Below are 22,916 nucleotides of genomic sequence, written 5' to 3'. Positions count from 1 at the left end.
CATCCGAAGGCCGCCAATCCAGGGAGCCGCGGGATCACGGCTTTGGCGCAGGTTCCCGGTACCAGTCGGACCACTCCGCCGCCTGGCGCGGCGAATAGAAAAGAAACTCGACTGGTTTGCTGCGCAAAGCGGTCCTGTGCGCAGGCCAGCCCACCATGTCGTCTCGTTTTGCCGTCGGCACGCCGTAGGCACTCGTCATCGCATCGAGCGCCGCCGAATATTCGGTCGGATCGATCATCACCCAAACCATCTCGAGGCTGTCATCGCCCATCACGAACTCCGCATGCCGGCCGCTGTTGAAGAACCTGAACCCTTCGCAGTCGATCTGCTGCTGGTTCGATACGCCGGTCAGGAACGGCGGCCTGATCGGACGGACGGTGATCGACGCGCATTGACCGGCAAGCCTCGCCTTCATCGCCTCGACTCCGGCTCCCCATTGGATCGGCGGCGGCTCGGCCACTGAGAGGACGGGTTGCGCAGCGGAACAGCTTGCCAGAAGAATGGCTAACGGAAGCGCGATTGTCGTTCGCAGAGTCATCCCACACTCACGAAGCTATCGAGAACCTTTTTCCGGCCGGCATGCTCGAAGTCGATTTCGAGCTTGTTGCCCTCGATCGCGGCGATGGTGCCGTGGCCGAACTTTTCGTGGAAAACTCGCTGGCCCAGCGAGAGATCGTCGCGGCCCTTGTTACCGAGGCTGACGGCCGACGCCCGGGCTTCGATCACACGCTGCGGCTCGCTGTTGAACCGGCCGCCGGAGGCCGCGCGCTGCCAGCCGGGACCGCGCGTGCTCGCCCGCATCGACTGCGCGGGGCCCAGGTGCGCGAACGGGTCGGCGCGTTCCGACCATTGCGCCCGCCACAGGCTCTCGCCGCCGCTCATGGTCGTTTCCTGGTCGATATGGTCTTCCGGAAGCTCGGCAACGAACCGGCTCGGGAGCGAACTGGTCCACTGGCCGTAGATTCGGCGGTTGGCTGCGTGGAGGATGGTCGAGCGGCGGCGAGCACGGGTGATCGCGACGTAGGCCAGGCGCCTCTCCTCCTCCAGTGACGCCAAGCCGCCTTCGTCGAGCGCGCGCTGCGACGGGAAGATGCCCTCCTCCCAGCCCGGCAGATAGACGGTGTCGAATTCCAGCCCCTTGGCTGCGTGGATGGTCATGATCGTGACCTTGTCCCGGTCGCGGTTCTCGTCATTCTCCATGACGAGGCTGACGTGCTGGAGGAAACCGGACAGGTTGTCATATTCCTCCATCGCGCGGGCGAGCTCCGCCAGGTTTTCGAGCCGGCCGGCGGATTCGGCGGAGCGGTCGGCCTGAAGCATCGCGGTGTAACCGCTTTCGTCGAGCACGGTTCGCGCGAGCTCGGCGTGCGGCACCTGGTCGGACATCTGCCGCCAGCGGGCGATGTCGGCGATGAACCGGCCGAGCGGGTTTCGGGCGCGGGCCTGGAGCTCGTCGCTGTCCAGTAGAGAGGCGGCGGCGATCAAAAGCGGCTGCTGGCTGGAGCGGGCGTGCGCATGGATGATCGCCAGCGCCTTGTCGCCGAGCCCGCGCTTGGGCTGGTTGACGATGCGCTCGAACGCGAGGTCGTCCGCCGGTTGGTGGATGAGGCGAAGATAAGCGAGCGCGTCGCGGATCTCGGCGCGCTCGTAGAACCGGAATCCTCCTATGATCTGGTACGGCAGGCCGATCGCGATGAAGCGCTCCTCGAACTCGCGGGTCTGGAACTGCGCGCGGACGAGGATGGCGATGCTCGACAGCATCTGCCCGCGTGCCTGCATCCCTTCGATCTCTTCGCCGACCCGGCGCGCTTCCTCCGGGCCGTCCCACACCCCGATCACGCGGACCTTCTCGCCCTCCCCCGCATCGGTCCACAAGGTCTTGCCGAGCCGGCCGGCGTTGTTTGCAATCACGCCGTCGGCGGCCGCGAGGATGTGGCTTGTCGAGCGGTAATTCTGCTCCAGCCGGATGATCTTCGCGCCCGGAAAATCCTTTTCGAACTTGAGGATGTTGGCGACCTCGGCTCCTCGCCACGAATAGATGGACTGGTCGTCGTCGCCGACGCAGCACAGGTTGCGGCGTGGCTCGGCGAGCAGCTTGAGCCATTCGTACTGGCCGCTGTTCGTGTCCTGATATTCGTCGACGAGGATATATTTAAAACGGTCGCGGTAGCTTTCGAGGACGTCGGGCTGGGTGCGGAAAATCACCAACATGTGCAGCAGGAGGTCGCCAAAGTCGCAGGCGTTGAGCGTCTTCAGCCGCTCCTGGTAAGCCACATAGAGCTCGCGGCCGCGGCCGGGCCCGAAGCTTTCCGCTTCGCCCGCGTCGACCTGTTTGGGGGTCCAGCCGCGGTTCTTCCAGCGGTCGATCATCCCGGCAAGCTGGCGCGCCGGCCAGCGTTTCTCGTCGAGGCCCGAGGCGACGATCAGCTGCTTCATCACCCGAAGCTGGTCGTCAGTGTCGAGGATGGTGAAGTTCGACTTGAGCCCGACGACTTCGGCGTGGGCCCGGAGCATCCGTGCGGCGACGGAGTGGAAGGTGCCGAGCCACGGCATGCCTTCGATGGCTCCTCCGGAGACTGCCGACACGCGCTCTTTCATCTCGCGGGCGGCCTTGTTGGTGAATGTGACGGAGAGGATCTGGCTGGGCCAGGCGAGGCGACTGGCGATCAGGTGCGCCAGGCGCGCGGTCAGCGCCGCCGTCTTGCCAGTGCCCGCGCCGGCGAGGACGAGCACAGGCCCTTCGGTCGTAAGCACGGCCTCGCGCTGGGGCGGGTTCAGGCCGTCGAGATAGGGCGCGTCGGGGGCGATTTGCGGCGATTCAGGCACCCCGCCGAGGTAGGACCGGGGGAACGAAACGGCAACCGATGAACAGCCGTTGGACAGACCCGGAGAAGGTTCCAAGGGTTGTTACCGATATCCCCGTTATCCACAGCTTTGCACCCGCATTTTTCGCTTGGCGCGACTCGGAAACGGGGTTCAGTGTCTGCCTTGTGATCGGGGCGGCGGTCCCGGCCTCATCGGAAGACCGGCAACGGAATGAAGATGCGGCAGGTGGCCAAAGGTCCGATCTCCGCGGCAGGCAATGTTGAGGCTCTTTCGGGAGCGGATGCGGGGCCAGCCGGGACGAGGCGCCGGAAGAGATGATCTTTCGACAGCGCGACGCGGCTTCAACGGCCTTCGGGCCGAGGGGGCAAAGCGGGACGCAGTTGAGGATCATCCCAAGAAGGGCCGCGGAACATCGGTTGGCTTTGACTTTCGGGTCAGGCCGGGCGGCACGAAACAGAAGCGAGGCTTCGGCTGGCGCACTGGAGTAGAGGTCGCTGGGCTCCTCCTTGGAGGGAGCTGTCGGTGGGAAGCGACGCCTGAGCTGGTGAGCCGGAGTTCAGGATTGGGTTCCCCTGGAACCTGGTAATGAGTTTCGGCAGATCCTTCGCTCGGTGCAGTGGGGGCTGGCAGCGATGCCGGCCCCCATTTCGTTTGGCGCCTGCCGCTTCGAGCCGCGGTCACAGCTTTTCTCTCCTCACTGCTTCCAACCGGTGCAAGCGGGACCAATTTCCGATTTGCGCGTTACAGGCAAAGGCGGCGGCAATGTCGCAGCCGGAGCGGGCACGATAGGAGAGTCACTCGTGCTTGCTCTTGCCGCGCTTATGCTCGCTGCAGCCTCCCCCAGCTCCGCCGAGGCGCTCGCCTCGAGCTCTCCATGGTGGGAGAAATTCACCTTCACGATGAGCGCCGACGGAGTGCAGCAGGCGTGCAACTATGAAGCGAGCACGGCGATACCTGGCGCCAGAGGCTGCGATTCGAGCAGCGATCGGTCGAGCCTTCAACACAAGGCGCGAGCTTCGAGCGGCACCTACACGAAGATCACCTTTGAGCGCCGCTTCACGCCCGGGACCGAGCCGACGCGCGTATCCCTGGAAACCGGCGACACGTTGCTCGGCGGCGAGCTGATGGCGCTTGCCATCGATGGCAACGGCAAGGTCAACAAATGCGAGATCGTGGGAGCGTCGGGCGAGATGAGGCCGCCCTACGGATGCGACGAAGCGCTCCTGGAGAAGTTCGAGGCGGCTGCAGGGTCGGGCCAGGCAAGGCGCGGATTCATGACCGTGCTGGTCTACGGCCACGAGGAATATCCGGTCTGAAACCAGCGGTTGCGACATAGGTCTTGCGAAAGGCCATCGACGGGACGACGATGACTGGGCTCGGGAGCTGGGGGTACATCGTTGTTCAGCCTAGGCTTGGCGTTTCTGGCCGCGTCCGTAGCGGCGCCCGAAGCTGCGAGCGGAGGCCCGCGGCTCCTCAACGTCGGCGAACTGGTGACCGCGGACGATTATCCGCTCACCTCCCTGCGCAAGGATGAACAGGGCGACGTCACCGTCAGGGTCCAAGTGGACGAATCGGGCGCCGTTACATCCTGCAAAGTCGCGATTTCGTCTCGCCATGCGACGCTCGACGAGCAAACCTGCTCGCTGTTTCGATCAAGGGCCAGGTTCGCGCCCAAACGGGATCGAAGGGGCCACGCGGTAAGCTCCAGCTACACGCAAACGATCCACTGGCGACTTGCCGGCGAAAAATCCGAGCCGGTGCCACGTCAAGCCTGGATGCTGCGGACGACTTTATCCGTGAACAAGCAAGGACAAGTCGCGGAGTGCAAGATTGAGGCAACCGGCCTCGGGGCCCCTACAGCCGCCTGTGCGGCGCTCCTGGCGATCGCTCACGCTGCGTCGGGCACGCCATCCGATGGGAGGGGCATCGCCGCGTATGCGATCAGCGAAGTCTATTTCTACCCGGTTCCTGCGGACAGGGTTGCGGAACCTTTGGGGCTGTCGGATGCCAAAGAGGCCGCACGCCAAGTGAGCAGCGTGACTATTGCCCCGGATGGGGCGGTTACCGCTTGCCTGGGGGTGCGTTACAGTGGCTTGGCATCCTCCGAGCAGGATGCCTGCCGGACAATATCGGCCGGCCGCTTCATGCCCTCTGCGACGTCCGCCGACCTACACGGAACAGTCATAGTCATAATGTACGTCCGAGTGCGGTCCATTAGCTGACGCAGGGGCCTCATGGCTTCCGGCGGACTGCCCAGACGAATGCGGACACGCTGCTGATCAGTGCAGCGACGGCGACGATTGCGGCGGGATCGAGAACAAGCATGACAGCGACTCCAACGGAGTCACTGTTCCCTATTTGTTCCTACACTGCAATAGGAAATTTCCTATCGTGGCAGGTCGGCGAGATTTCGATCCGCAAGCACGAATCGGCAGCAACTTGCCCTCTAAGCCACTGTCGCATATAGCGCGCGCCGTCCGGCGGAGGCTGTATTCGAGCATCCGCGGCAGCCCGTCACATGGCGAGCGCGTACGGTGGTCGGGAAGAACCGGCACTGTCACGCGCTCTTTTCCGTGAACGGCTGTATCGGGCGCCGCCTCCGGATGGGCCGGTGGCGGCAGTCGGGATCAACCAGGTCCGCATGTGGAAGCTGCGCCATGGTGGCGCGACGCGGCAGGCCGATTTGAAGAACTGAAAGACACATCTTTTATGGCCACAACGGCATTTCCGACCCGCGACGAATTCGCGGCCCTTCTGAACGAGAGCCTCGGCGGCGAGGACGAAAGCTTCGAAGGCAAGGTCGTCAAGGGCACCGTCACCGCGATCGAAAACGACATGGCGGTGATCGACGTCGGGTTGAAATCGGAAGGCCGGGTAGCGCTTCGCGAATTCGCGGCCCCCGGGCAGAAGGCCGAGCTGGCAGTCGGCGACGAGGTCGAGGTTTTCGTCGACCGGGTCGAAAATTCTCACGGCGAAGCGATGCTGTCGCGCGACCGCGCACGCCGCGAAGCCGCATGGGACAAGCTCGAGAAGGAATATGAGGCCGGCAACCGCGTCGACGGAGTGATCTTCGGCCGGGTCAAGGGCGGCTTCACGGTCGACCTCGGCGGCGCAGTGGCCTTCCTTCCCGGAAGCCAGGTCGACATCCGTCCGGTCCGCGACGTCGGCCCGCTGATGGATGCGCCCCAGCCGTTCCAGATCCTCAAGATGGACCGCCGCCGCGGCAACATCGTCGTTTCGCGCCGCGCGATCCTGGAAGAGACCCGCGCCGAGCAGCGCAGCGGCCTCATCCAGTCGCTGACCGAGGGCCAGGTCCTCGACGGCGTCGTCAAGAACATCACCGACTATGGCGCGTTCGTTGACCTGGGCGGAATCGACGGCCTGCTCCACGTCACCGACATTTCGTACAAGCGGGTCAACCACCCGTCCGAGGTCCTGAACATCGGCGACACGGTGAAGGTGCAGATCATCCGCATCAACCGCGAGACCCAGCGGATCAGCCTGGGGATGAAGCAGCTGGAAGCCGACCCGTGGGAAGGTGCCGCAGCCAAGTATCCGATCGACGGAGCGTTCCGTGGCCGGGTGACCAACATCACCGAATATGGCGCCTTCGTCGAGCTCGAGCCGGGGATCGAGGGCCTCGTCCACGTCTCCGAGATGAGCTGGACGAAGAAGAACGTTCACCCGGGCAAGATCGTCAGCACTTCGCAGGAGGTGGACGTGAAGATCCTCGAGGTCGACGAGGAAAAGCGCCGGATCTCGCTGGGCCTGAAGCAGGCGCAGGCCAATCCCTGGGCCGAGTTCGCCGAGAAGTACCCGGTGGGAAGCCAAGTCGAGGGCGAGGTCAAGAATTCGACCGAGTTCGGCCTGTTCATCGGCCTTCCCGGCGACGTGGACGGAATGGTCCACATGTCGGACATCGCCTGGGGCGTGTCGGGCGAGGAAGCGCTGGCGCTCCACCACAAGGGTGAGACCGTCAAGACCGTCGTTCTCGACGTCGACGTCGAGAAGGAGCGCATTTCGCTCGGCATGAAGCAGCTCGAGCGCGGCGGAGTCGGCGGCGGAGCTGCGACAGGTGGCGGAACCTCGGGCGCCGGCGGCGTCAAGAAGGGCGACATCGTCACCGTCGAAGTCATGGACGTGAAGGACGGCGGGCTCGACGTTCAGGTCGCCGAGAGCGGCGTGACCGGCTTTGCGAAGCGCACCGACCTTGGCCGCGACCGCGACGAGCAGCGCCCCGAGCGCTTCCAGGTCGGTCAGAAGTTCGACGCGATGGTGACCGGCTTCGACCGGTCGAAGAAGCCGAACTTCTCGATCAAGGCGATGCAGATCGCGGAAGAGAAGCAGGCGGTCGCCCAGTACGGGTCGTCCGACAGCGGTGCGTCGCTCGGCGACATCCTTGGGCAGGCGCTCAAGGAAGCCGAGTCCAAGAAGACGACAAAGAAGAAGAAGTAGGCATTGCATGGGCTTGCGCGGTCGGGACTTTCCTGACAGCGTGAGCCCAGCCCGCCTGATGGGGGGCAAGCCGAATCTGACGGGGACTCGCCAATGATCCGTTCCGAACTGGTCCTGAAGCTTTGCCAGGACTTTCCCGACCTCACGCAGCGCGAGGTCGAATCTGTCGTCGGCGCTGTCTTCGATTCGATCACCGATCAGCTCGCCCAAGGCGGGCGCGTGGAGCTTCGCGGCTTCGGCGCCTTTTCCACCCGCAAGCGCGATGCCCGCCTCGGGCGCAACCCGCGGACCGGGGAATCGGTCGAGGTAGACGCCAAGCGCGTGCCCTATTTCAAGCCGGGCAAGGAAATGCGCGAGCGGCTGAACATCAACGAGGTCGCTGCGGAATTATAACGTTCCGGGCCACCGCGGACGTGGCGGAACGGTAGACGCTGGGGACTTAAAATCCTCTTCCCCCAACGGGGAGTGTGGGTTCGACTCCCACCGTCCGCACCAGCATCAAAATCCAGGGCATGCCGGGGGCATGCCGATTCGATGCCCATCGACTCAGCATTTGAGCCTCCCTCCGCGTCCCAATTTTGGACGGCCGGAGCCATGTCCTCAAATCGGCTGTTGAACATGGTTAAATGGCCGTTAAGCATTTCCCCATGGCTCACGCCCGCACCGCGATTGCCGCAAATCCGCGCCAGTTCGGCCGCGCTCGTCCGTGGCTGCTCGAGGCGCCGGCCGAAACGCGCTGGAGCCTGTCGGACGACGCAAAGCTGTTTGCCGCGACCTTCCTGGGCGGCTTCCTGTTCGTTTCCATCCTGATCGCGTAGAATCGCCCTTCCGTCCAAGCACGGGAGAATTGCGATGACCGCGTTCAATGCCGTCCGGTTCAGGGTGAAGCCGGGACGCGACGAAGACTTCCTCCAGGCGCACCGGAACATCGATTCTAACTGGCCCGGGATGAAGTCGGCCAACATCTTCAAGACCGGCGACCACGATTATTGCATCGTCGCCGAGTGGACCGACATGGATAGCCTTGCGGCCGCTCGCCCGGAGATGATCGCGACGCTCGATACGTTCCGCGACACGCTCGAGGATCTCGGCGATGGTCGAGGAGTCACGGATCCCGTGTCGGGTCCGGTCGTCCTTGAGCTGAAATAACCGGACCGTAGTCCAGCTCAGTCGCAGGCCTGGTGAAGCTTCCAGCCGAGCCAGGCGGCGACGACGCACATCGCCGCAACCAGAAGCAACTGACCCACCGGGCCGATGCCGAGGCTCGACAGGCCGAACGCGAGCAGGGCGCCGACTACCATCGCGCCGGAATTGACGATGTTGTTGGCTGCAACGGTGCGCGCCGTCTGGGTCTTCGGGACGGTGGTGGTGAGGAAGGCGTAGAGCGGCACCACGAACATTCCGCCGGTGATGGCGACTCCCAGCAGGCACAGGATCATCGGCCAGGCCATGGGATTGAACAAGAAGTTGCCGAGCGTCGTCAGCTCCGCGCCATGATCGCCCCATGTCAGCGAAACGAAGTGCAGAAGCACGACGAAGACGCCCATGAAGAGCACCGAGGGCGGAGCGAAGCGGGCCGACACCTCGCTCTTCAGCATCCTGTTGATCGCGACCGAGCCGATGGCGATTCCGATCGAGAAGATGGCGATGAACATGCTCGCCACCTGCTCATTGGCGCCGAGCACGTTCTTCACCAGCGGGGGGAAGATGATGATCAGCACCGCCCCGATCGTCCAGAAGAAGCTGATCGCGAGGATCGCCAGGAACAGCCGGCGGATGTGCATCGTCGCGCTGACCAGCTCGATCGACGCGTGGACGATGTGCCAGGTGATCGGAAGCCTCTCCGCCGCCGGGGGCGCGGGCGGAACCTGCCGGCCGGCGAGATAGCCGAGAAAGGCAAAGCCGAGCACCGCGAATGCGGCGAACTCCGCGCGCGAAGCGAGGACACCGGCAAGGATCGTGCCGAGAAGGATGGCGATATAGGTTCCCGCCTCGACCAGCCCTGTCCCGCCGAGCACTTCGTCCTTGTGCAGGTGCTGCGGAAGAATCGCATATTTGATCGGACCGAAGAACGTCGAGTGGACGCCCATCGCGAAGACCGCTGCGAGCATGAGCGGGATATTGGCCAACAACAACCCTGCCCCGCCGACGATCATGATCCCGATCTCGGCGAGCTTCACCAAGCGGATGAGCCGCGCCTTGTCGTGGTCGTCGGCGAGCTGGCCGGCAAGGGCCGACAGCAGGAAGAACGGAAGGATGAAAAGAGCCTGGGCTATCGCGCTGAACTGAAACTCTTTCGCCGGGTCCGAATAGAGTTGGTAAGTGACGAACAGGACCACCGCCTGCTTGAACAGGCTGTCGTTGAACGCGCCGAGGAATTGCGTCGAGAACAGCGGCAGGAACCGCCGCGCACTCAGCAGGTGTCTGACATTCTGGATCAAGGAAGGCGGGCGCCGGGTCGCATTGTTTCGGGGCTGCGGAATAGCCAGCTTTGCGCAAGTCGCCAAACGCTATAACTCTGCGCCTCGCCGATGCTGACCGTTCCCAACCTGCTGACCCTTTCGCGGATCTTCGCGGTCCCGATCCTGGTGTTCCTCCTGTGGCAGCCCCGGCCGATCGATTATGCGATCACCTTCGTCCTCTACTGCATCGTCGGCATCACCGATTATTTCGACGGCTATCTCGCTCGCGCGCAGGGCCTGACATCGAAGCTGGGCCAGTTCCTCGACCCGATTGCCGACAAGATCATGGTGGCATCGGTGATCATCATGCTGATGGCCTCGCGAAAGGCCGACGGAAACCCGCCGATCCTCCAGGACGTGAACATCATCCCGGCTCTGATCATCCTCCTTCGCGAGATGATCGTGTCCGGGCTTCGCGAATTCCTGGCTGAGCTTCGGGTGTCGATGCCTGTCAGCCACCTCGCCAAATGGAAGACGACGTTCCAGCTGGTTTCGCTCGGAGCGCTGATCCTTGGCGGAGCGATGCCGCAAGAGCCATGGGTGCACGTCGTCGGCGTGATCAGCCTGTGGGCAGCGGCCGCACTGACGCTCGTTACCGGCTACGATTATCTTCGCATCGGCCTCAAGCACATGGATTAGCCGGCAGCGGCCGGTCACTAATCGATTTTTGCGCTCAACCTGACCGCTATTCCTCGTTTCCGTCGCTCAATCGGAAGGCCTAGACCCGCCGGTTCACGCGCGAGGAGGACAGACGATGGATGCGAAGACAGGCGGCGATCCGCTTCACGGCAGCCCGATGCAGCAAGGCGCGGCCCTGCGCTCCCTTCTCGGCCGGACCAACCGCGACTGGTGGCCGGAGATGCTCGCCACCGAAATCCTCAATCCCAACGGTCCATCGAACCCCTATGGCGACGACTTCGACTACGCCGAGGCGTTCAACGCCCTCGACTATCACGCGGTCAAGGCGGACCTCACAGCGCTCATGACCGACAGCCAGCCATGGTGGCCGGCCGATTATGGCCATTACGGCCCGTTCTTCATTCGCATGGCGTGGCACGCGGCGGGGACATACCGCACCGCCGACGGCCGAGGCGGCGCCAACAGCGGGCAGCAGCGCTTCGCCCCGCTCGATTCCTGGCCGGATAACGGCAATCTCGACAAGGCCCGCCGCCTGTTGTGGCCGATCAAGCAGAAATACGGGAAGAATCTCAGCTGGGCCGACCTGTTCATCCTCGCGGGCAACGTCGCCATCGAGAGCATGGGCGGTCCGACCTTCGGCTTCGGCGGCGGCCGTGCCGACGTCTACGAGCCCGAGCGCGACATCTACTGGGGCAGCGAGGACAAGTGGGTCAACGAAGGCGTGCAAACCCGCGTCGCCCCCGAGCACGGCATGCACGAGCTCGAAGGCCCGCTGGCCGCGATCCAGATGGGCCTGATCTACGTCAACCCCGAAGGCCCGGGCGGCAATCCGGACCCGCTGCAATCGGCGCGCGACATAAAGGTCACTTTCGAGCGCATGGCGATGAGCCACGAGGAAACCGTCGCGCTCACCGCGGGCGGGCACACCTTCGGCAAAGCCCACGGCAACGGCGATCCGTCGAAGCTGGGCCCGGCGCCGGCAGGCGGCGACCTCGTCGCGCAGGGCTTCGGGTGGGTCAGCCAGAACGAGAGCGGCTGCGGCCAGCACACCGTGACCAGTGGCATCGAGGGCTCGTGGGTCAACACGCCGACGAGCTGGAGCGAGAACTACTTCCGACTGCTGCTGGACTACGAATACGAGCTGGTGACCAGCCCGGCGGGCGCGAAGCAGTGGCAGCCAATCGATCAGAAGCCCGAGGACATGGCTCCGGCCGCGTGGGACCCGAACATCAAGGTCCCGACGATGATGACCACCGCTGACATGGCGCTGAAGATGGACCCCGAGCTTCGCCAGTATTCGGAGAAGTTCCGCAACGACCACGAGGCGTTCAAGGACGCGTGGGCGCGCGCCTGGTTCAAGCTGACCCACCGCGACATGGGACCGAAGGTCCGCTACCTCGGACCGGAAGTCCCTGCCGAAGACCTGATCTGGCAGGACCCGATCCCCGCCGGCACCATGCCTTCCGACGCCGACGTGGCGGCCGTGAAGGCGAAGATCGCAGACAGCGGGCTGACGGTCAGTCAGCTGATCAAGACTGCGTGGGCCTCGGCCAGCACCTTCCGCAAGTCAGACTATCGTGGAGGAGCCAACGGCGCGCGCATCCGCTTCGCGCCGCAGAGGGACTGGGAGGTTAATGAGCCCGAGATGCTGGCCAAGGTGCTGAGCACGCTCGACGGCTTGCGCGGCAACATGAGCGTTGCCGATGCGATTGTGCTCGGGGGCGTGGTCGGACTGGAGAAGGCGATCAAGGACGCCGGCTTCAAGGTTCCGGTCCCCTTCGCCGGCGGCCGCGGCGACGCGACCGAGGAGCAGACCGACAGCAACAGCTTCGCGGTGATGGAGCCCGAAGCCGACGCCTTCCGCAACTACGTCGGCAAGAAGAAGCTGGCGGTGAGGACCGAGGAAATGATGCTCGATCGGGCCAGCTTGCTCGGCCTCTCGGTGCCCGAGATGGTGGTCCTAATCGGCGGCCTGCGCGTGCTGGGCGCCAACCACGGCGAACGCGGACACGGCCACTTCACCAAGCGTTCGGGCCAGCTCACCAACGATTTCTTCGTCAACCTGTACGACATGACCAACGTGTGGTCGGCAGTCGAAGGCAGCGAAGACCAGGAATACATCGCCAAGGACCGCGCCAGCGGCGGCGAGACCTGGCGGGCCACACGCGCCGACCTGATCTTCGGCTCCAACTCGGAGCTGCGTGCCGTCGGCGAGGTCTATGCCGAGAAGGGCAACGAGGAGAAGTTCGTCCGCGATTTCGTCCAAGCCTGGACCAAGGTGATGAACGCCGACCGGTTCGACTTGCGCCAGCCGGCGAAGCAACGGTCGCGGGTCAGCTGACCGCGACCGGCTGGTCGCGCGGGATGAGGTCGGCGATGATCTGCCGAAGCGCGCCGGCGAGCATCTGAAACTCCGCCTCGCGCGGGCTCGACCGGCGCCAGATGAGCGAGATCCGCCGGAACCCGTGGTCCGAGCGGAGCGGCTTGGCGTCAACGCGGGTGCCGTCGAGGATTCCCGCCTCGATCGCCATCGCCGGGATGAAGGTCACGCCGAGGCCGTTGTCGACCATCTGCACCAGCGTGTGGAGCGAGGTACCCATCATCGTCGCGTGGGCGCGAAGCTCCGGGCGGTTGCAGGCGGACAGCGCATGGTCCTTCAGGCAGTGGCCGTCCTCGAGCAGCAGCATGCGCTTCTCGTCGATCGCGTCGACCTCGACGGCCGTCCCGCTCGGCGCCTCCCCGCCCGGAAACGCGACGAACAGCCGGTCGTCGAGAAGCGGGACGCTGTCCACGTCGCCGCACGCGTAGGGCAGCGCGAGCAGGACGCAGTCGAGCTGGCCTCGGTGGAGCGCCTCGCAGGCGGCCTGGCTCGTCTCCTCGCGCAGATAGAGCTTGAGGTCCGGCCACTCGGTCCGAAGCCGCGGAAGCATGGCCGGAAGCAGGAACGGCGCGATCGTCGGGATGACTCCGAGACGCAGCTCGCCGTGGAGTGGTTTGCCCTGGGCACGGGCAAGCTCGGCAAGCTCCTCGGTCTCGCGGATCACGCGAACCGCCTTGTCGGCAATCTTCTCGCCGAGCGCAGTGAACCGTACCACCCGGCGGGTGCGCTCCACCAAAGTCACGCCGAGCAAAGTCTCAAGTTCGCGTAGAGCGGCGGAAAGCGTCGACTGGGTGACGAAACAGGCATCCGCCGCCTTGCCGAAATGGCCGTGCTCGCGAAGCGCGACCAGATATTGAAGCTGTTTCAGGGTTGGCTGGTGAACGGTCATCGTAATCGATATTTCCAATCAGTCTAACCAGTATAATAGCCTTGAACGATGAGCACCGCCACCCTAGGTGCTGCAGTGCAACATCAGTTTCATCCAGCCACTCAGGAGATTTGAATGCTTACCGTTGGCGACAAGCTGCCTTCCCTCAGCCTCCCGGTCCAGCAGGGCACTTCGGCCCTTCCCGCCGGCGAGACGATCGATCTCAGCGAGAGCAACGGAAAGTGGAAGGTTCTTTTCTACTGGCCAAAGGACTTCACCTTCGTCTGCCCGACCGAGATCGAGGGCTATGGCGAGCTGAAGAGCGACTTCGAGGATCGCGACGCGGTGCTCATCGGGGCCTCCACCGACACCGCCCACGTGCACTTCGCATGGCGCCGTTCGGATGGGCGGCTTGCCAATGCCGACTTCCCGTGGATCGCCGACAACAAGAAGGAACTGGCCGACGCGCTTGGCATCCTCGACAAGGAGGAAGGCGTCGCGCTCCGTGCCACCTTCATCGTCGATCCCGACAACGTCATCCAGCACGTCACGGTCAACGGGCTCAACGTCGGCCGCAACCCGGCGGAGACGCTGCGGGTGCTCGACGCGCTCCAGACGGACGAGCTTTGCCCGTGCAACTGGAGCCCTGGTGAAGAGGTGCTGCGCCCCGCTGCCTAAGCCCCCTCCCGGCAGCATTTTCGCAACACCTCGGGGGCGCGGGACGGCATGTTCCGCGCCCCCTTTTCACGATCGATTTTCCGGAGACCAACCATGTCCCTCAAAGCCTTTGCCGAAAGCCTTCCCGATTATGCGAAGGACATCCGGCTGAACCTCACCTCCATCCTCTCCGACGAGCTGCTGGGCGAGGAGCGGAAGAACGGGCTCCTGCTCAGCTGCGCCCACGGATCGGGATACAAACCGCTGGTCGAGGCCGCCGAGGCCGAAGTGGAAGGCAAATTGTCGGAAAGTCAGGCGAACGCCGCCCGCGGAGCCGCGGCGCTGATGGCGATGAACAACGTCTATTACCGCTTCGTCCATCTCGTCGCGAACCCGGAATATGGGACCATGCCGGCCAAGCTTCGCATGAACTTCATCGCCAGCCACGGGATCGCCAAGGAAGAGTTCGAACTCTTCAGCCTCGCCATATCGGCGATGAACGGTTGCGGCATGTGCATCGACAGCCACGAGCGCGTGCTTCTGGACCATGGAGTGAAATCCGACGTGATCCAGTCGGCGGTGAGGATTGCCGCCGTGATGAAGGCGCTCGCGACCGTTCACGCGACACTGTAGCAATCGTCACGCGAGCGCCCGATACAGTCCGTAGAGGCTCACCAGGGTTAGCAGCGCCCCGACAAAGGTCAGCAGCCGGTCGGCATTGACCCTCTTGGCGATCAAGGCCCCGAACGGCGCCGCGATGACCCCGCCGATGAGGAGGCCGACCGTCGCCGTGGTGAAGGCCTCCCAGCCGAGGGCCGCCAGGAAGGTCGCGGAAATCGTCAGGGTGACGAAGAACTCGGCCGTGTTGACCGTGCCGATCGTCCGCCTGGGATTGCTGCCCTGGACGAGAAGGTTCGAAGTTACGATCCCACCCCAGCCACCGCCGCCTGCCGCGTCGAGGAATCCACCGGCAAGCCCTAGCGGCGAAACGATCTTCGGCGTCCGTTCCGTGTGCCGGTGCATCACTCCGCGATAGAATAGGTAGACGCCCAGAGCCGTGAGATAGGCGAGCACGAAGGGCTTGGCGACGGACGCGTCGACGGCCGTTAGCACGTAGGCACCGAGAACCCCGCCGATCACGCCCGGGATCACGAGCCGGAAGAACAGCCGCCAGTCCACGTTGCGATGGGCCGTGTGGCTGATCCCGGAAACCGCCGTGGTGAAGGTCTCAGCGGTGTGGACTCCCGCGGAAGCGAGCGCGGGCGGAACGCCCATGCTGATCAGCAGCGTGCTCGAGATCTGGCCATAAGCCATCCCCAGCGCACCATCGATGAGCTGCGCGGCAAAGCCGATCAGGATGAAGGGGACGAGCACCGACGGCTCGTTCATGAGGGTTGGAATGATCGCCCGCTACTCACCCTGTTGCCGGTGCGCCACTGCACCGACGCAAGCCGGCGCACAAGCTTACCTTCTGGCAATAGCGCTCAGTCGTTCTTAGATTGGCCACGAACAGTTCAAAGGGCATGCGCTTGTTTTCAGGCCTCTTCGATTATCTTGAATCGGTGGAAGCGCGCGATCCGGCGGCGCGCTCGCATTGGGAAGTCCTGATCTATCCCGGTGCCTGGGCGCTCGTGCTTCACCGAGTCGCCCACTGGCTATACGGCGGGCAACTCTATTTCCTCGCGCGTTGCGTGAACCATTTTTCCCGTTTCCTGACGGCGATCGACATCCATCCGGGCGCCCGCATCGGTCATCGGTTCTTCATCGACCACGGCTTCACCGTGATAGGCGAGACTGCCCAGATCGGCGATGACGTGACCATCTACCAGAACGTCACCTTGGGCGGCACAAGTCCCCACACGGGGAAGGCCGGTAAGCGGCACCCGACGATCGGCGACAAGGTGGTCATCGGGTCCGGAGCGCAGGTGCTCGGTCCAATCACCGTCGGGGAGGGAGCGAGGATCGGCGCCAATGCCGTCGTCACAAGGGACGTCGCGGCCGGCGCCACCGTCGTCGGAATCCCGGCCAAGCCGGTGCCGGTCGACATCGAGACCGCTGAACCGAGGGAGTTCTTGCCCTACGGCACACCGTGCAACGAGATCGCGGACCCGGTGCTGGCCCGCCTGTGCGAGCTTGAGCGGGAGATCGTGAGACTTCGCGAGGAGGCGAAAGCGAGGACAGGCGTCAAGGAGGCGCCCGCCAGGAGCAAGCGCGCTTGAGCGTTATAGCGTCGTTTCCCAATCCCAGGGATCGGCGCCCGATCACCAGCTTCGACCGCCGCGAGCTGATGCGGATCATGGACCTTTACGGACGAATGGTCGCCGCCGGGCACTGGCGCGATTATGCGCTTGGCCACCACCCAGACATCGCGGTCTTCGCCGCCTTCCGCCGCCACGCGGAGCGGCCGGAGGTGCGCATAGAAAAGCGCCCCGAGCTTCGGCTGAAGCAGGGGGCGTTCGCGCTCGTCAGCGAGCATGGCCTGGTGATCAAGCGGGGCCACGACCTTGCTGGTGTCATGGCCCCGCTCGAACGGAGGCTTATGCGGCTGGTTGGCTGACTGCCGACCGGTCGAGAAGCGGCAGCCTGGCCCGGAGGCTTTCCGGAAGCGGCCTTACGACAACTTCGCGTGCCTGGTGCCAGAATGCCGACAGCAGAAGCAGCGACGAACCGATGACCAGCGCGGTCAGCGCGACGTTGAGCTCAATCGCCCCGAACTGCTTAAACAGCTCGTTCAGCGCGAACAGGACATAAGCGAGCGCTGAAACCAGCAGGGCACGGCGGTCGATCGCCAGGGCGGTCAGCCCGAACAGGATGTAAAGCAACACCACAACCAGGCCTTCGCCGATCCCGACATTGCCATTGTTGAGGCCGAGAAGCGCGAAGACCGGATGAGCGATCATCGGCGCCGCAAGCAGATGAAGCCAGAAGGCGACGTCCGTGCGACGCGTCACGCGGGCCGGATCGGACGAGTCCCAGCGCATCGCGAACAGGAACACCCCGACGCCGAGCAGGAGGACGAAACCGAGAACCAGATTCTCCGACTGCTCGAGCTTCGGCCCGAGCGCCGCGACGAGGAGTCCGACGGCGATCGACGCCACGGCGGCCGCCCCGGCAGCCACGGTGATCGGTACGCGGAACGTCTTCCAGTGGACCCATGCGGCAGCGGCAGCGACTGCCCCGGCAACCGCGCCGAGGACGCCCGCAAGCTGCGTGTTGTTGTCCAGCACGTCCGGCCCGACCGCAAGCACGAGAGCGAAGGCTACGGCAGCGAACACCGAGCCGACGAAGGCCAGCAACAGGATGATCGACGGAAGTGCCATCCGCCGCTTTGCGGTGAAGAACAGGGCCAGCCCCCAGCTCGTCGCAGCGACTGCGAGCGGAGCGAGGAACGACGGGCCGTCGCCGTCGACGTTGGTCTGCGCATAGGTGCCGAGCCACTGCCCGATCCACCCGACCGCGACGAGCAGGATCACTGCCGCGATTGAAACGAAGATGTCGTTGAAACCCGTTATCAGGCGAAATTGCTCTTCATCGACCGCGGGCGCGGAGCGCTGCGTTTCGATGAAGTTGCGAAGAGCGGCTGCGGATTCGGCGCTCATCGCGCCCGCGGCCACTGCATCGTCCAGGTCATTTTGACTGTACATGAGAGCACCCCTTCCGGGGGGCAAAGTACAGCTGGTGTATTATACTGTCAACACACCACCAAGTTGGCCGGCACTCCGATGGGGGAGTTGGGAACTACGGAGTGCCGGCCGTCCGTTCAGCGGCAGCGCACCCGCGATCGTTCGACGCTTCGCCCGATCAGCGCACCTGCCGCAGCTCCGATGATTGTCCCGGTCGCCCGCTCGCCATGAGTGTCGACCGCCCGTCCCACCAGCGCACCGCCCGCGGCTCCGATAATGAGGCCCGTGGTGCCGTTGGGGCGCTTGCAGCGCAGCCGCCCGTGCGAATCCCTCCACACCTTCCCGTGGTAAGCGTTGCTGCGGTGAGCCTGCGCCGGCTGAGGCACAGCGGGAATGGCGAGCGCAAGCGCTGCTGCGCCCATCATCAACTTCTTCATCAACCACCCGTGGTCTGTTGCTCTTGCCCGCTTATTGTCGAGACGCGTCAGGGCAGGCGAGGCGACGGTAAACGTTTCGGACCCGATTTACGGCGAGATGAGTCGCCAAGGCGTTCGGTGGAGTGGGATTTACGAAGGGGAGCGAGAATCGGCGGCTTTTTCCGCCCAGCGTCCGTCCTCGTTCGCCCAGTAATGCCGCTCGACATCGTCGCGGCCGGCAAGCGAGCGCCATGCCGATCGCGCCTCTTCCAGCGTGTTGGAGTCGAACAGGTAGAAGGCGCGGTGAAAGGCGAGCGCCGCGTCGCGCCACGCCCCATCGGCAATCAGCAGGTTCCGGGCGCGGTTGGCTGCGTCCGGGCTGGTGGATAGCAGGATCGGCTGGCGCGGATCCTCGCTCGCGCCCGCCATCGCGTGCGGAAGGAAGCTCGCCGGCCCTTGATCCCACAGCAGGCGGTCGAGGCGCGCGAGCTGCGTTTCGTCGTCCGCGATGACGAGCAAACGCTCCTGCTCGGCCAGAAGCTTGCCGGCCAGGCTAGCGATCACCTGTTCGATCGGGATTGCGCCGAGCTGATAGAAATCGACGCGCACCTGACGGCCTTTACGCCTCCAGGTTGGCGGCGACGAACTGGTCGATCAGGCGCACTCCGAAGCCCGTCGCACCCTTGTCGTACGTCGAGCTCGGCTTGTCCGACCACGCCATTCCGGCGATATCGAGGTGCGCCCATTTGACGCCGTCCTCGACGAACCGCTTGATGAATTGCGCAGCGGTGATCGACCCGCCTTCGCGCGGCCCGACATTCTTCACATCGGCGATCTGCGAATCGATCAGCCGGTCGAACGGCTCGGCGAGTGGCATCCGCCACAATTTGTCTCCGCTCTCCTTCGCCGCGTCGAGAAGCTTGCCCGCTAGCTCGTCGTCCGGAGTGAAGAGTCCCGCAAACTCATGGCCGAGGCTGACCAGAATCGCCCCGGTGAGAGTCGCGAGGTCGATGACGGTCGCCGGCCGGTACTTGCGCTGAACGTAGGTGATCGCATCAGCCAGGACGAGGCGCCCTTCGGCGTCCGTGTTGATCACCTCGACCGTCTGGCCGGACATGGTCGTGACCACGTCGCCGGGCCGCTGAGCGTTGCCCCCGGGCATGTTTTCGACGAGGCCACAGACGCCGATGATGTTGGCCTTGGCCTTGCGAAGTGCGAGCGCTTTCATCGCGCCCACGACGGCGCCAGCGCCGCCCATGTCCCACTTCATCGATTCCATGCCGGCAGCGGGCTTGATCGAAATTCCGCCGGTGTCGAAGGTGACTCCCTTGCCGACGAACGCGGTCGGCGTCTCGCCCTCCTTGCCGCCGTTCCACCGGAGCACCAGCAGGCGGCCGTCGCGAACTGAGCCCTGGGCAACACCAAGCAGCGCGCCCATTCCGAGCTCCTTCATCTGCTTGCCGTCGAGGACGTCCATCTCGATCCCGAGCTTGACGAGGTCGCGGCAGCGGTCGACGAAGCTTTCGGGGTAGATGATGTTGGCGGGCTCGGTGACGAGGCTGCGGGTGAGGTCGATCCCGTCGACGAGCGGCTGCCAGCGATTCTTCCACCGGTCGGCAGCTCCGTCGCCGGCGCCGACCACCGTCACCGACTTGAGTGTCGGCTTATGCTTGTCCTTGAGCTTCGTGTGGTAGCGGTCGTAGCGCCACGAGCGAAGCGCGGCGGCAAGGGCGACCCGAGCCGCCGAATCCGCATCATAGTTGAGGCCGGTTAGGTCAATGACCGCGCGGGTCTCGCCGGATTTGAGGAGGCGCGCCACTGCGGTGCCTCCTAGTTTTTCCGCGGAATCTTGAGGCGTCGAATCGCCGCCGGTGCCGACGACGAGCAGCCGGCGCGTCGTGCCGCCATCGTCGATGAACACTTCGGCAGCGCTTCCCAAATCTCCGTCGAAACGCTGACGCTCGAGAGCGGCCTCGACCTTCCCCTTGTCGCCGATCGATGACGCGGCGGGACGGGCCTTCCCCGCCGACGGGATAACCAGCGCGTAGTCCCCGTCCGGGCGGGATACGGCGAATTCAATCTTCATCGTCAATTCAGTGTCCCTGGCAAATCGTGAGTGTAAGGTTGCGCGGGCTTTAGGACGCTCGGTTACCCTTGGCAAAGGCGGCGCCGATCAGGCGTTTGCCGGATAAGGCGGGTTCCCGGTCAAGGCGATTGCGGCGAGTGCCAAAGGTGCGATAGGCCGTGCGCGGCGGAGTGGATTTGCGGGCGGAAGGCAGGCGATTGCGCAATCGGCACTTTGGGTGGCGGCTGATCTGGTGGACTGCGCTTCCGCTTGCGGCATTGCTGGCGGCCCCCGCGGCCGCCCAGCATGAAGCGCAGGATCACCCATCAGCCGAGCCGTTGGCGGTCGATCCCTCTGCAGAGCCGGTGATCGAATTCAGTGCGGACCAGCTCGTCTACGACAGCGAGAACGACATCGTCACGGCGACCGGCCAGGTCCGGATGTCGCGCGAGGGCAATTATCTCGCGGCTGATCGCGTCGTCTGGACCCGCAAGACGGGCGACGTTCGGGCCGAAGGTAATGTCGTCGTCGTCGACCCGCAGGGCGACAAGCTGATCGGCGACAGCGTCGCCCTGACCGACACGATGCGCGACGGGGTCGTCGACAATTTGCTGGTGGTGCTCGAGAGCGGTGGCCGAATTGCGGCTCGGCGAGGAAGCCGGAGCAACGGCATCGTCACACTCGAAAATGCCGTCTACTCGCCCTGCCCCGTCACCAGGGAGAGCGGGTGTCCGAAGCGGCCGAGCTGGATGATCACCGCGGCGAGAGTGATCGATGACCCCGCGCACAAGCGAATCCGGTTCCAGGGCGGGCGGCTTCAACTGTTCGGGATCACTCTTCCGCTGCTTCCGGTCTTCAGCGTCGGGACTAGTGGCGAAGGGGCAACTGGCTGGCTGGTCCCGGAGCTTAAGATCTCGCGCAACAACGGGTTCGAGGTCGCACTGCCTTATTACTGGCGAATCGCCCCCAACCGCGATTTCGCAGTCATCCCGCATATTTACACCGGCACCCTGCCGGCGATCGAGGCGCGCTACCGGCAGCTCAACAGCGTCGGCGCCTTCCAGGTCGGCGGCTTCCTCGCCTACAGCCAGGTCGAGAATGCGGACCTGACGCACCGGCCCGAAGGCGGCCGCGAGCTTCGCGGCTATTTCGAGGCCAACGGAAAAGCGCAGCTCGATCCGCTGTGGAGCCTCACCGGATTTTTCCGCGTCGCAAGCGACAAGACCGTGACCCGCCGCTACGACATCACCCGCGACGATCGCCTGCGCAACTTCGTCAACGCCGAGCGGATCACCCCCAACAGTTACGTGTCGATCGCCGGCTGGGCCTTCCAGGGCCTTCGGGTGGACGACGTGCAGAAGCAGATCCCGATCGCGCTGCCCGCCATCGATGCGCGGTTCCTACTCGACGACAGGATCGTCGGCGGCAAGGTTGAGCTTCAAGCGAACAGCCTGGCCATCCTCCGGATCGACGGACAGGACACGCAGCGCGCCTTCGCGAGCGCTCGCTGGGACCTTCGCCGGCTGACGACGATGGGCCAGCAGGTCACTCTCACCGGCTACATCCGCGGCGACATCTATCATACCGACGATGCTGCCGAGACGGTGGTGCCCATCTATCGCGGCGAGGACGGATGGCACACGCGCGGGATCGTTGCCTTCGCTGCCGACGTCCAATGGCCTTTCATCGGACCCCTGTTCGGCGGGATCCAGCGGCTCGTCCCGCGGGTGCAGCTGGTCGCCACGCCGCCGACGACCAACCTGAAAATCCCGAACGAGGATGCCCGATCGGTCGATCTGGAGGACAGCAACCTGTTCGCGCTCAACCGTTTCCCCGGTTACGACCGTTGGGAGGATTCCTCGCGGCTGACCTATGGCGTGGACTGGTCCTACGATCGCCCGAACCTTTCGATCAGCACGACGATCGGCCAGAGCTACCGGCTCAATCGGCGTCCCGGCATCTTTCCCGACGGCACCGGCCTGACCGACCGGCTGTCGGACATCGTCGGGCGAACACGAATCCGCTACGGCCGGTTCATCGACGTCACCCACCGTTACCGGGTCGACAAGCACAATTTCGCGGTTCGAAGGAACGAGCTCGACCTGACCGTCGGAAGCGACCAGACCTATGCGCAGGTCGGGTACCTCCGATTGAATCGCAACATCAACCCGACCGTCGAGGACCTTCGCGATCGCGAGGAGCTGCGACTTGCCGGCCGGGTCAAGTTCGCTCGCTATTGGTCGATCTTCGGAGCGACGGTCATCGATCTCACGGACAAGCGCGAAGATCCCTTCTCGGTCGCCGACGGATATGAACCGGTTCGCAATCGGCTCGGAATTTCCTATGAGGACGAATGCCTGGAGCTTGGCCTTACCTGGCGCCGCGATTATGAGCGGCTCGGGGAGTTCCGCAAAGGCAGCACCTTCGCACTCCAGATAGGATTGAAGGGTCTCGGCCGCTAAGCTTGCGTTCAGCGGGCCAGGTTAAATGCGAAACGCGGATTTGTTTGGGCAATAAGGGAAAAA

General features: G+C 64.4%; 22 protein-coding genes and 1 tRNA gene. 14 read left to right on the top strand and 9 right to left on the bottom strand.

Annotation, left to right across the window (positions count from 1 at the left end; all coding sequences use genetic code 11):
* Nucleotides 1-34: 34 nt before the first annotated feature.
* Entirely contained in the window at nucleotides 35-460 is a 426-nt protein-coding gene (locus LZ519_RS00895; protein WP_249866869.1) for a hypothetical protein, read from the bottom strand.
* Between the two features lie 74 nt (nucleotides 461-534).
* Nucleotides 535-2,826 (bottom strand): ATP-dependent helicase, encoded by a 2,292-nt coding sequence (locus tag LZ519_RS00890; RefSeq protein WP_249866868.1) that lies wholly within the window; start codon nucleotides 2,824-2,826, stop codon nucleotides 535-537.
* Nucleotides 2,827-3,626: 800 nt separating this feature from the next.
* On the opposite strand from LZ519_RS00890, the gene LZ519_RS00885 reads away from it, so the two are divergent.
* The 7 genes from LZ519_RS00885 (at nucleotide 3,627) to LZ519_RS00860 (ending at nucleotide 8,430) form a co-directional block, all read left to right on the top strand.
* Nucleotides 3,627-4,142, top strand: coding sequence for a hypothetical protein (locus LZ519_RS00885; RefSeq protein WP_249866867.1), 516 nt, complete (start codon nucleotides 3,627-3,629; stop codon nucleotides 4,140-4,142).
* Nucleotides 4,143-4,316: 174 nt separating this feature from the next.
* Nucleotides 4,317-5,048: an energy transducer TonB gene (locus LZ519_RS11700; protein ID WP_431358072.1), complete on the top strand. Its 732-nt coding sequence runs from the start codon at nucleotides 4,317-4,319 to the stop codon at nucleotides 5,046-5,048.
* 487 nt (nucleotides 5,049-5,535) lie between these two features.
* Complete coding sequence (gene rpsA, locus LZ519_RS00880; protein WP_249866866.1) at nucleotides 5,536-7,281, top strand: 30S ribosomal protein S1; 1,746 nt, start codon at nucleotides 5,536-5,538, stop codon at nucleotides 7,279-7,281.
* Between the two features lie 93 nt (nucleotides 7,282-7,374).
* Nucleotides 7,375-7,674: an integration host factor subunit beta gene (locus LZ519_RS00875; protein ID WP_249866865.1), complete on the top strand. Its 300-nt coding sequence runs from the start codon at nucleotides 7,375-7,377 to the stop codon at nucleotides 7,672-7,674.
* 14 nt (nucleotides 7,675-7,688) lie between these two features.
* Nucleotides 7,689-7,776: transfer RNA gene (locus LZ519_RS00870), tRNA-Leu, on the top strand.
* Between the two features lie 152 nt (nucleotides 7,777-7,928).
* Nucleotides 7,929-8,099 (top strand): hypothetical protein, encoded by a 171-nt coding sequence (locus LZ519_RS00865; RefSeq protein WP_249866864.1) that lies wholly within the window; start codon nucleotides 7,929-7,931, stop codon nucleotides 8,097-8,099.
* 34 nt (nucleotides 8,100-8,133) lie between these two features.
* Nucleotides 8,134-8,430, top strand: coding sequence for an antibiotic biosynthesis monooxygenase family protein (locus tag LZ519_RS00860; RefSeq protein WP_249866863.1), 297 nt, complete (start codon nucleotides 8,134-8,136; stop codon nucleotides 8,428-8,430).
* Between the two features lie 17 nt (nucleotides 8,431-8,447).
* Here the strand turns inward: LZ519_RS00860 and LZ519_RS00855 are convergent, their stop codons facing one another.
* Nucleotides 8,448-9,719 (bottom strand): MFS transporter, encoded by a 1,272-nt coding sequence (locus LZ519_RS00855; protein WP_431358102.1) that lies wholly within the window; start codon nucleotides 9,717-9,719, stop codon nucleotides 8,448-8,450.
* A gap of 93 nt (nucleotides 9,720-9,812) precedes the next feature.
* On the opposite strand from LZ519_RS00855, the gene pgsA reads away from it, so the two are divergent.
* Both pgsA and katG read left to right on the top strand, forming a co-directional pair.
* Nucleotides 9,813-10,382 (top strand): CDP-diacylglycerol--glycerol-3-phosphate 3-phosphatidyltransferase, encoded by a 570-nt coding sequence (gene pgsA, locus LZ519_RS00850; RefSeq protein ID WP_249866861.1) that lies wholly within the window; start codon nucleotides 9,813-9,815, stop codon nucleotides 10,380-10,382.
* 115 nt (nucleotides 10,383-10,497) lie between these two features.
* Nucleotides 10,498-12,723: a catalase/peroxidase HPI gene (katG, locus tag LZ519_RS00845; protein WP_249866860.1), complete on the top strand. Its 2,226-nt coding sequence runs from the start codon at nucleotides 10,498-10,500 to the stop codon at nucleotides 12,721-12,723.
* Here katG and LZ519_RS00840 read toward each other — a convergent pair.
* Nucleotides 12,716-13,651 (bottom strand): hydrogen peroxide-inducible genes activator, encoded by a 936-nt coding sequence (locus LZ519_RS00840; protein ID WP_249866859.1) that lies wholly within the window; start codon nucleotides 13,649-13,651, stop codon nucleotides 12,716-12,718. The genes katG and LZ519_RS00840 overlap by 8 nt on opposite strands.
* 114 nt (nucleotides 13,652-13,765) lie before the next feature.
* Between LZ519_RS00840 and LZ519_RS00835 the strand changes: the two genes are divergently transcribed.
* Together LZ519_RS00835 and LZ519_RS00830 are read left to right on the top strand one after the other, a co-directional pair.
* A complete protein-coding gene (locus LZ519_RS00835) occupies nucleotides 13,766-14,308 on the top strand; it encodes a peroxiredoxin (RefSeq protein WP_249866858.1) in 543 nt (180 codons plus the stop codon).
* Between the two features lie 93 nt (nucleotides 14,309-14,401).
* Nucleotides 14,402-14,920 (top strand): carboxymuconolactone decarboxylase family protein, encoded by a 519-nt coding sequence (locus LZ519_RS00830; RefSeq protein WP_249866857.1) that lies wholly within the window; start codon nucleotides 14,402-14,404, stop codon nucleotides 14,918-14,920.
* 6 nt (nucleotides 14,921-14,926) lie between these two features.
* On the opposite strand, the gene LZ519_RS00825 is transcribed toward LZ519_RS00830, so the two are convergent.
* The gene (locus tag LZ519_RS00825) at nucleotides 14,927-15,691 is read right to left on the bottom strand and encodes a sulfite exporter TauE/SafE family protein (protein ID WP_431358101.1); all 765 of its coding nucleotides are present in this window, start codon (nucleotides 15,689-15,691) and stop codon (nucleotides 14,927-14,929) included.
* 125 nt (nucleotides 15,692-15,816) lie between these two features.
* Between LZ519_RS00825 and cysE the strand changes: the two genes are divergently transcribed.
* Both cysE and LZ519_RS00815 read left to right on the top strand, forming a co-directional pair.
* Nucleotides 15,817-16,506 (top strand): serine O-acetyltransferase, encoded by a 690-nt coding sequence (gene cysE, locus LZ519_RS00820; RefSeq protein ID WP_431358100.1) that lies wholly within the window; start codon nucleotides 15,817-15,819, stop codon nucleotides 16,504-16,506.
* Nucleotides 16,503-16,844 (top strand): DUF2794 domain-containing protein, encoded by a 342-nt coding sequence (locus LZ519_RS00815; RefSeq protein ID WP_249866854.1) that lies wholly within the window; start codon nucleotides 16,503-16,505, stop codon nucleotides 16,842-16,844. The genes cysE and LZ519_RS00815 overlap by 4 nt, the downstream gene beginning before the upstream one ends.
* On the opposite strand, the gene LZ519_RS00810 is transcribed toward LZ519_RS00815, so the two are convergent.
* The 4 genes from LZ519_RS00810 to LZ519_RS00795 form a co-directional block, all read right to left on the bottom strand.
* Complete coding sequence (locus LZ519_RS00810; RefSeq protein ID WP_249866853.1) at nucleotides 16,825-17,931, bottom strand: hypothetical protein; 1,107 nt, start codon at nucleotides 17,929-17,931, stop codon at nucleotides 16,825-16,827. The genes LZ519_RS00815 and LZ519_RS00810 overlap by 20 nt on opposite strands.
* Nucleotides 17,932-18,047: 116 nt before the next feature.
* Nucleotides 18,048-18,347: a glycine zipper 2TM domain-containing protein gene (locus tag LZ519_RS00805; protein ID WP_249866852.1), complete on the bottom strand. Its 300-nt coding sequence runs from the start codon at nucleotides 18,345-18,347 to the stop codon at nucleotides 18,048-18,050.
* A gap of 129 nt (nucleotides 18,348-18,476) precedes the next feature.
* A complete protein-coding gene (locus LZ519_RS00800; RefSeq protein ID WP_249866851.1) occupies nucleotides 18,477-18,935 on the bottom strand; it encodes a DNA polymerase III subunit chi in 459 nt (152 codons plus the stop codon).
* Nucleotides 18,936-18,945: 10 nt separating this feature from the next.
* Nucleotides 18,946-20,412, bottom strand: a complete 1,467-nt coding sequence (locus tag LZ519_RS00795) for a leucyl aminopeptidase (RefSeq protein ID WP_249866850.1) — start codon at nucleotides 20,410-20,412, stop codon at nucleotides 18,946-18,948.
* A 197-nt stretch (nucleotides 20,413-20,609) separates the two neighbouring features.
* Here LZ519_RS00795 and LZ519_RS00790 point away from each other — a divergent pair, with 197 nt between their 5' ends.
* Nucleotides 20,610-22,853: an LPS-assembly protein LptD gene (locus LZ519_RS00790; protein WP_249866849.1), complete on the top strand. Its 2,244-nt coding sequence runs from the start codon at nucleotides 20,610-20,612 to the stop codon at nucleotides 22,851-22,853.
* The last annotated feature ends 63 nt before the right edge of the window (nucleotides 22,854-22,916 follow it).

Source organism: Sphingomonas anseongensis (genome assembly GCF_023516495.1).
Classification (GTDB): domain Bacteria; phylum Pseudomonadota; class Alphaproteobacteria; order Sphingomonadales; family Sphingomonadaceae; genus Sphingomicrobium; species Sphingomicrobium anseongensis.
This window is presented reverse-complemented; position numbering and strand designations above follow the sequence as displayed.

Bases quoted from the DNA above. Each gene is read 5' to 3' on its own strand.
- rpsA (WP_249866866.1), top strand. From the start codon at position 5,536: ATGGCCACAACGGCATTTCCGACCCGCGACGAATTCGCGGCCCTTCTG.
- LZ519_RS00875 (WP_249866865.1), top strand. From the start codon at position 7,375: ATGATCCGTTCCGAACTGGTCCTGAAGCTTTGCCAGGACTTTCCCGAC.
- LZ519_RS00865 (WP_249866864.1), top strand. From the start codon at position 7,929: ATGGCTCACGCCCGCACCGCGATTGCCGCAAATCCGCGCCAGTTCGGC.
- LZ519_RS00860 (WP_249866863.1), top strand. From the start codon at position 8,134: ATGACCGCGTTCAATGCCGTCCGGTTCAGGGTGAAGCCGGGACGCGAC.
- pgsA (WP_249866861.1), top strand. From the start codon at position 9,813: ATGCTGACCGTTCCCAACCTGCTGACCCTTTCGCGGATCTTCGCGGTC.
- katG (WP_249866860.1), top strand. From the start codon at position 10,498: ATGGATGCGAAGACAGGCGGCGATCCGCTTCACGGCAGCCCGATGCAG.
- LZ519_RS00840 (WP_249866859.1), bottom strand. From the start codon at position 13,651: ATGACCGTTCACCAGCCAACCCTGAAACAGCTTCAATATCTGGTCGCG.
- LZ519_RS00835 (WP_249866858.1), top strand. From the start codon at position 13,766: ATGCTTACCGTTGGCGACAAGCTGCCTTCCCTCAGCCTCCCGGTCCAG.
- LZ519_RS00830 (WP_249866857.1), top strand. From the start codon at position 14,402: ATGTCCCTCAAAGCCTTTGCCGAAAGCCTTCCCGATTATGCGAAGGAC.
- LZ519_RS00810 (WP_249866853.1), bottom strand. From the start codon at position 17,931: ATGTACAGTCAAAATGACCTGGACGATGCAGTGGCCGCGGGCGCGATG.
- LZ519_RS00805 (WP_249866852.1), bottom strand. From the start codon at position 18,347: ATGAAGAAGTTGATGATGGGCGCAGCAGCGCTTGCGCTCGCCATTCCC.
- LZ519_RS00795 (WP_249866850.1), bottom strand. From the start codon at position 20,412: ATGAAGATTGAATTCGCCGTATCCCGCCCGGACGGGGACTACGCGCTG.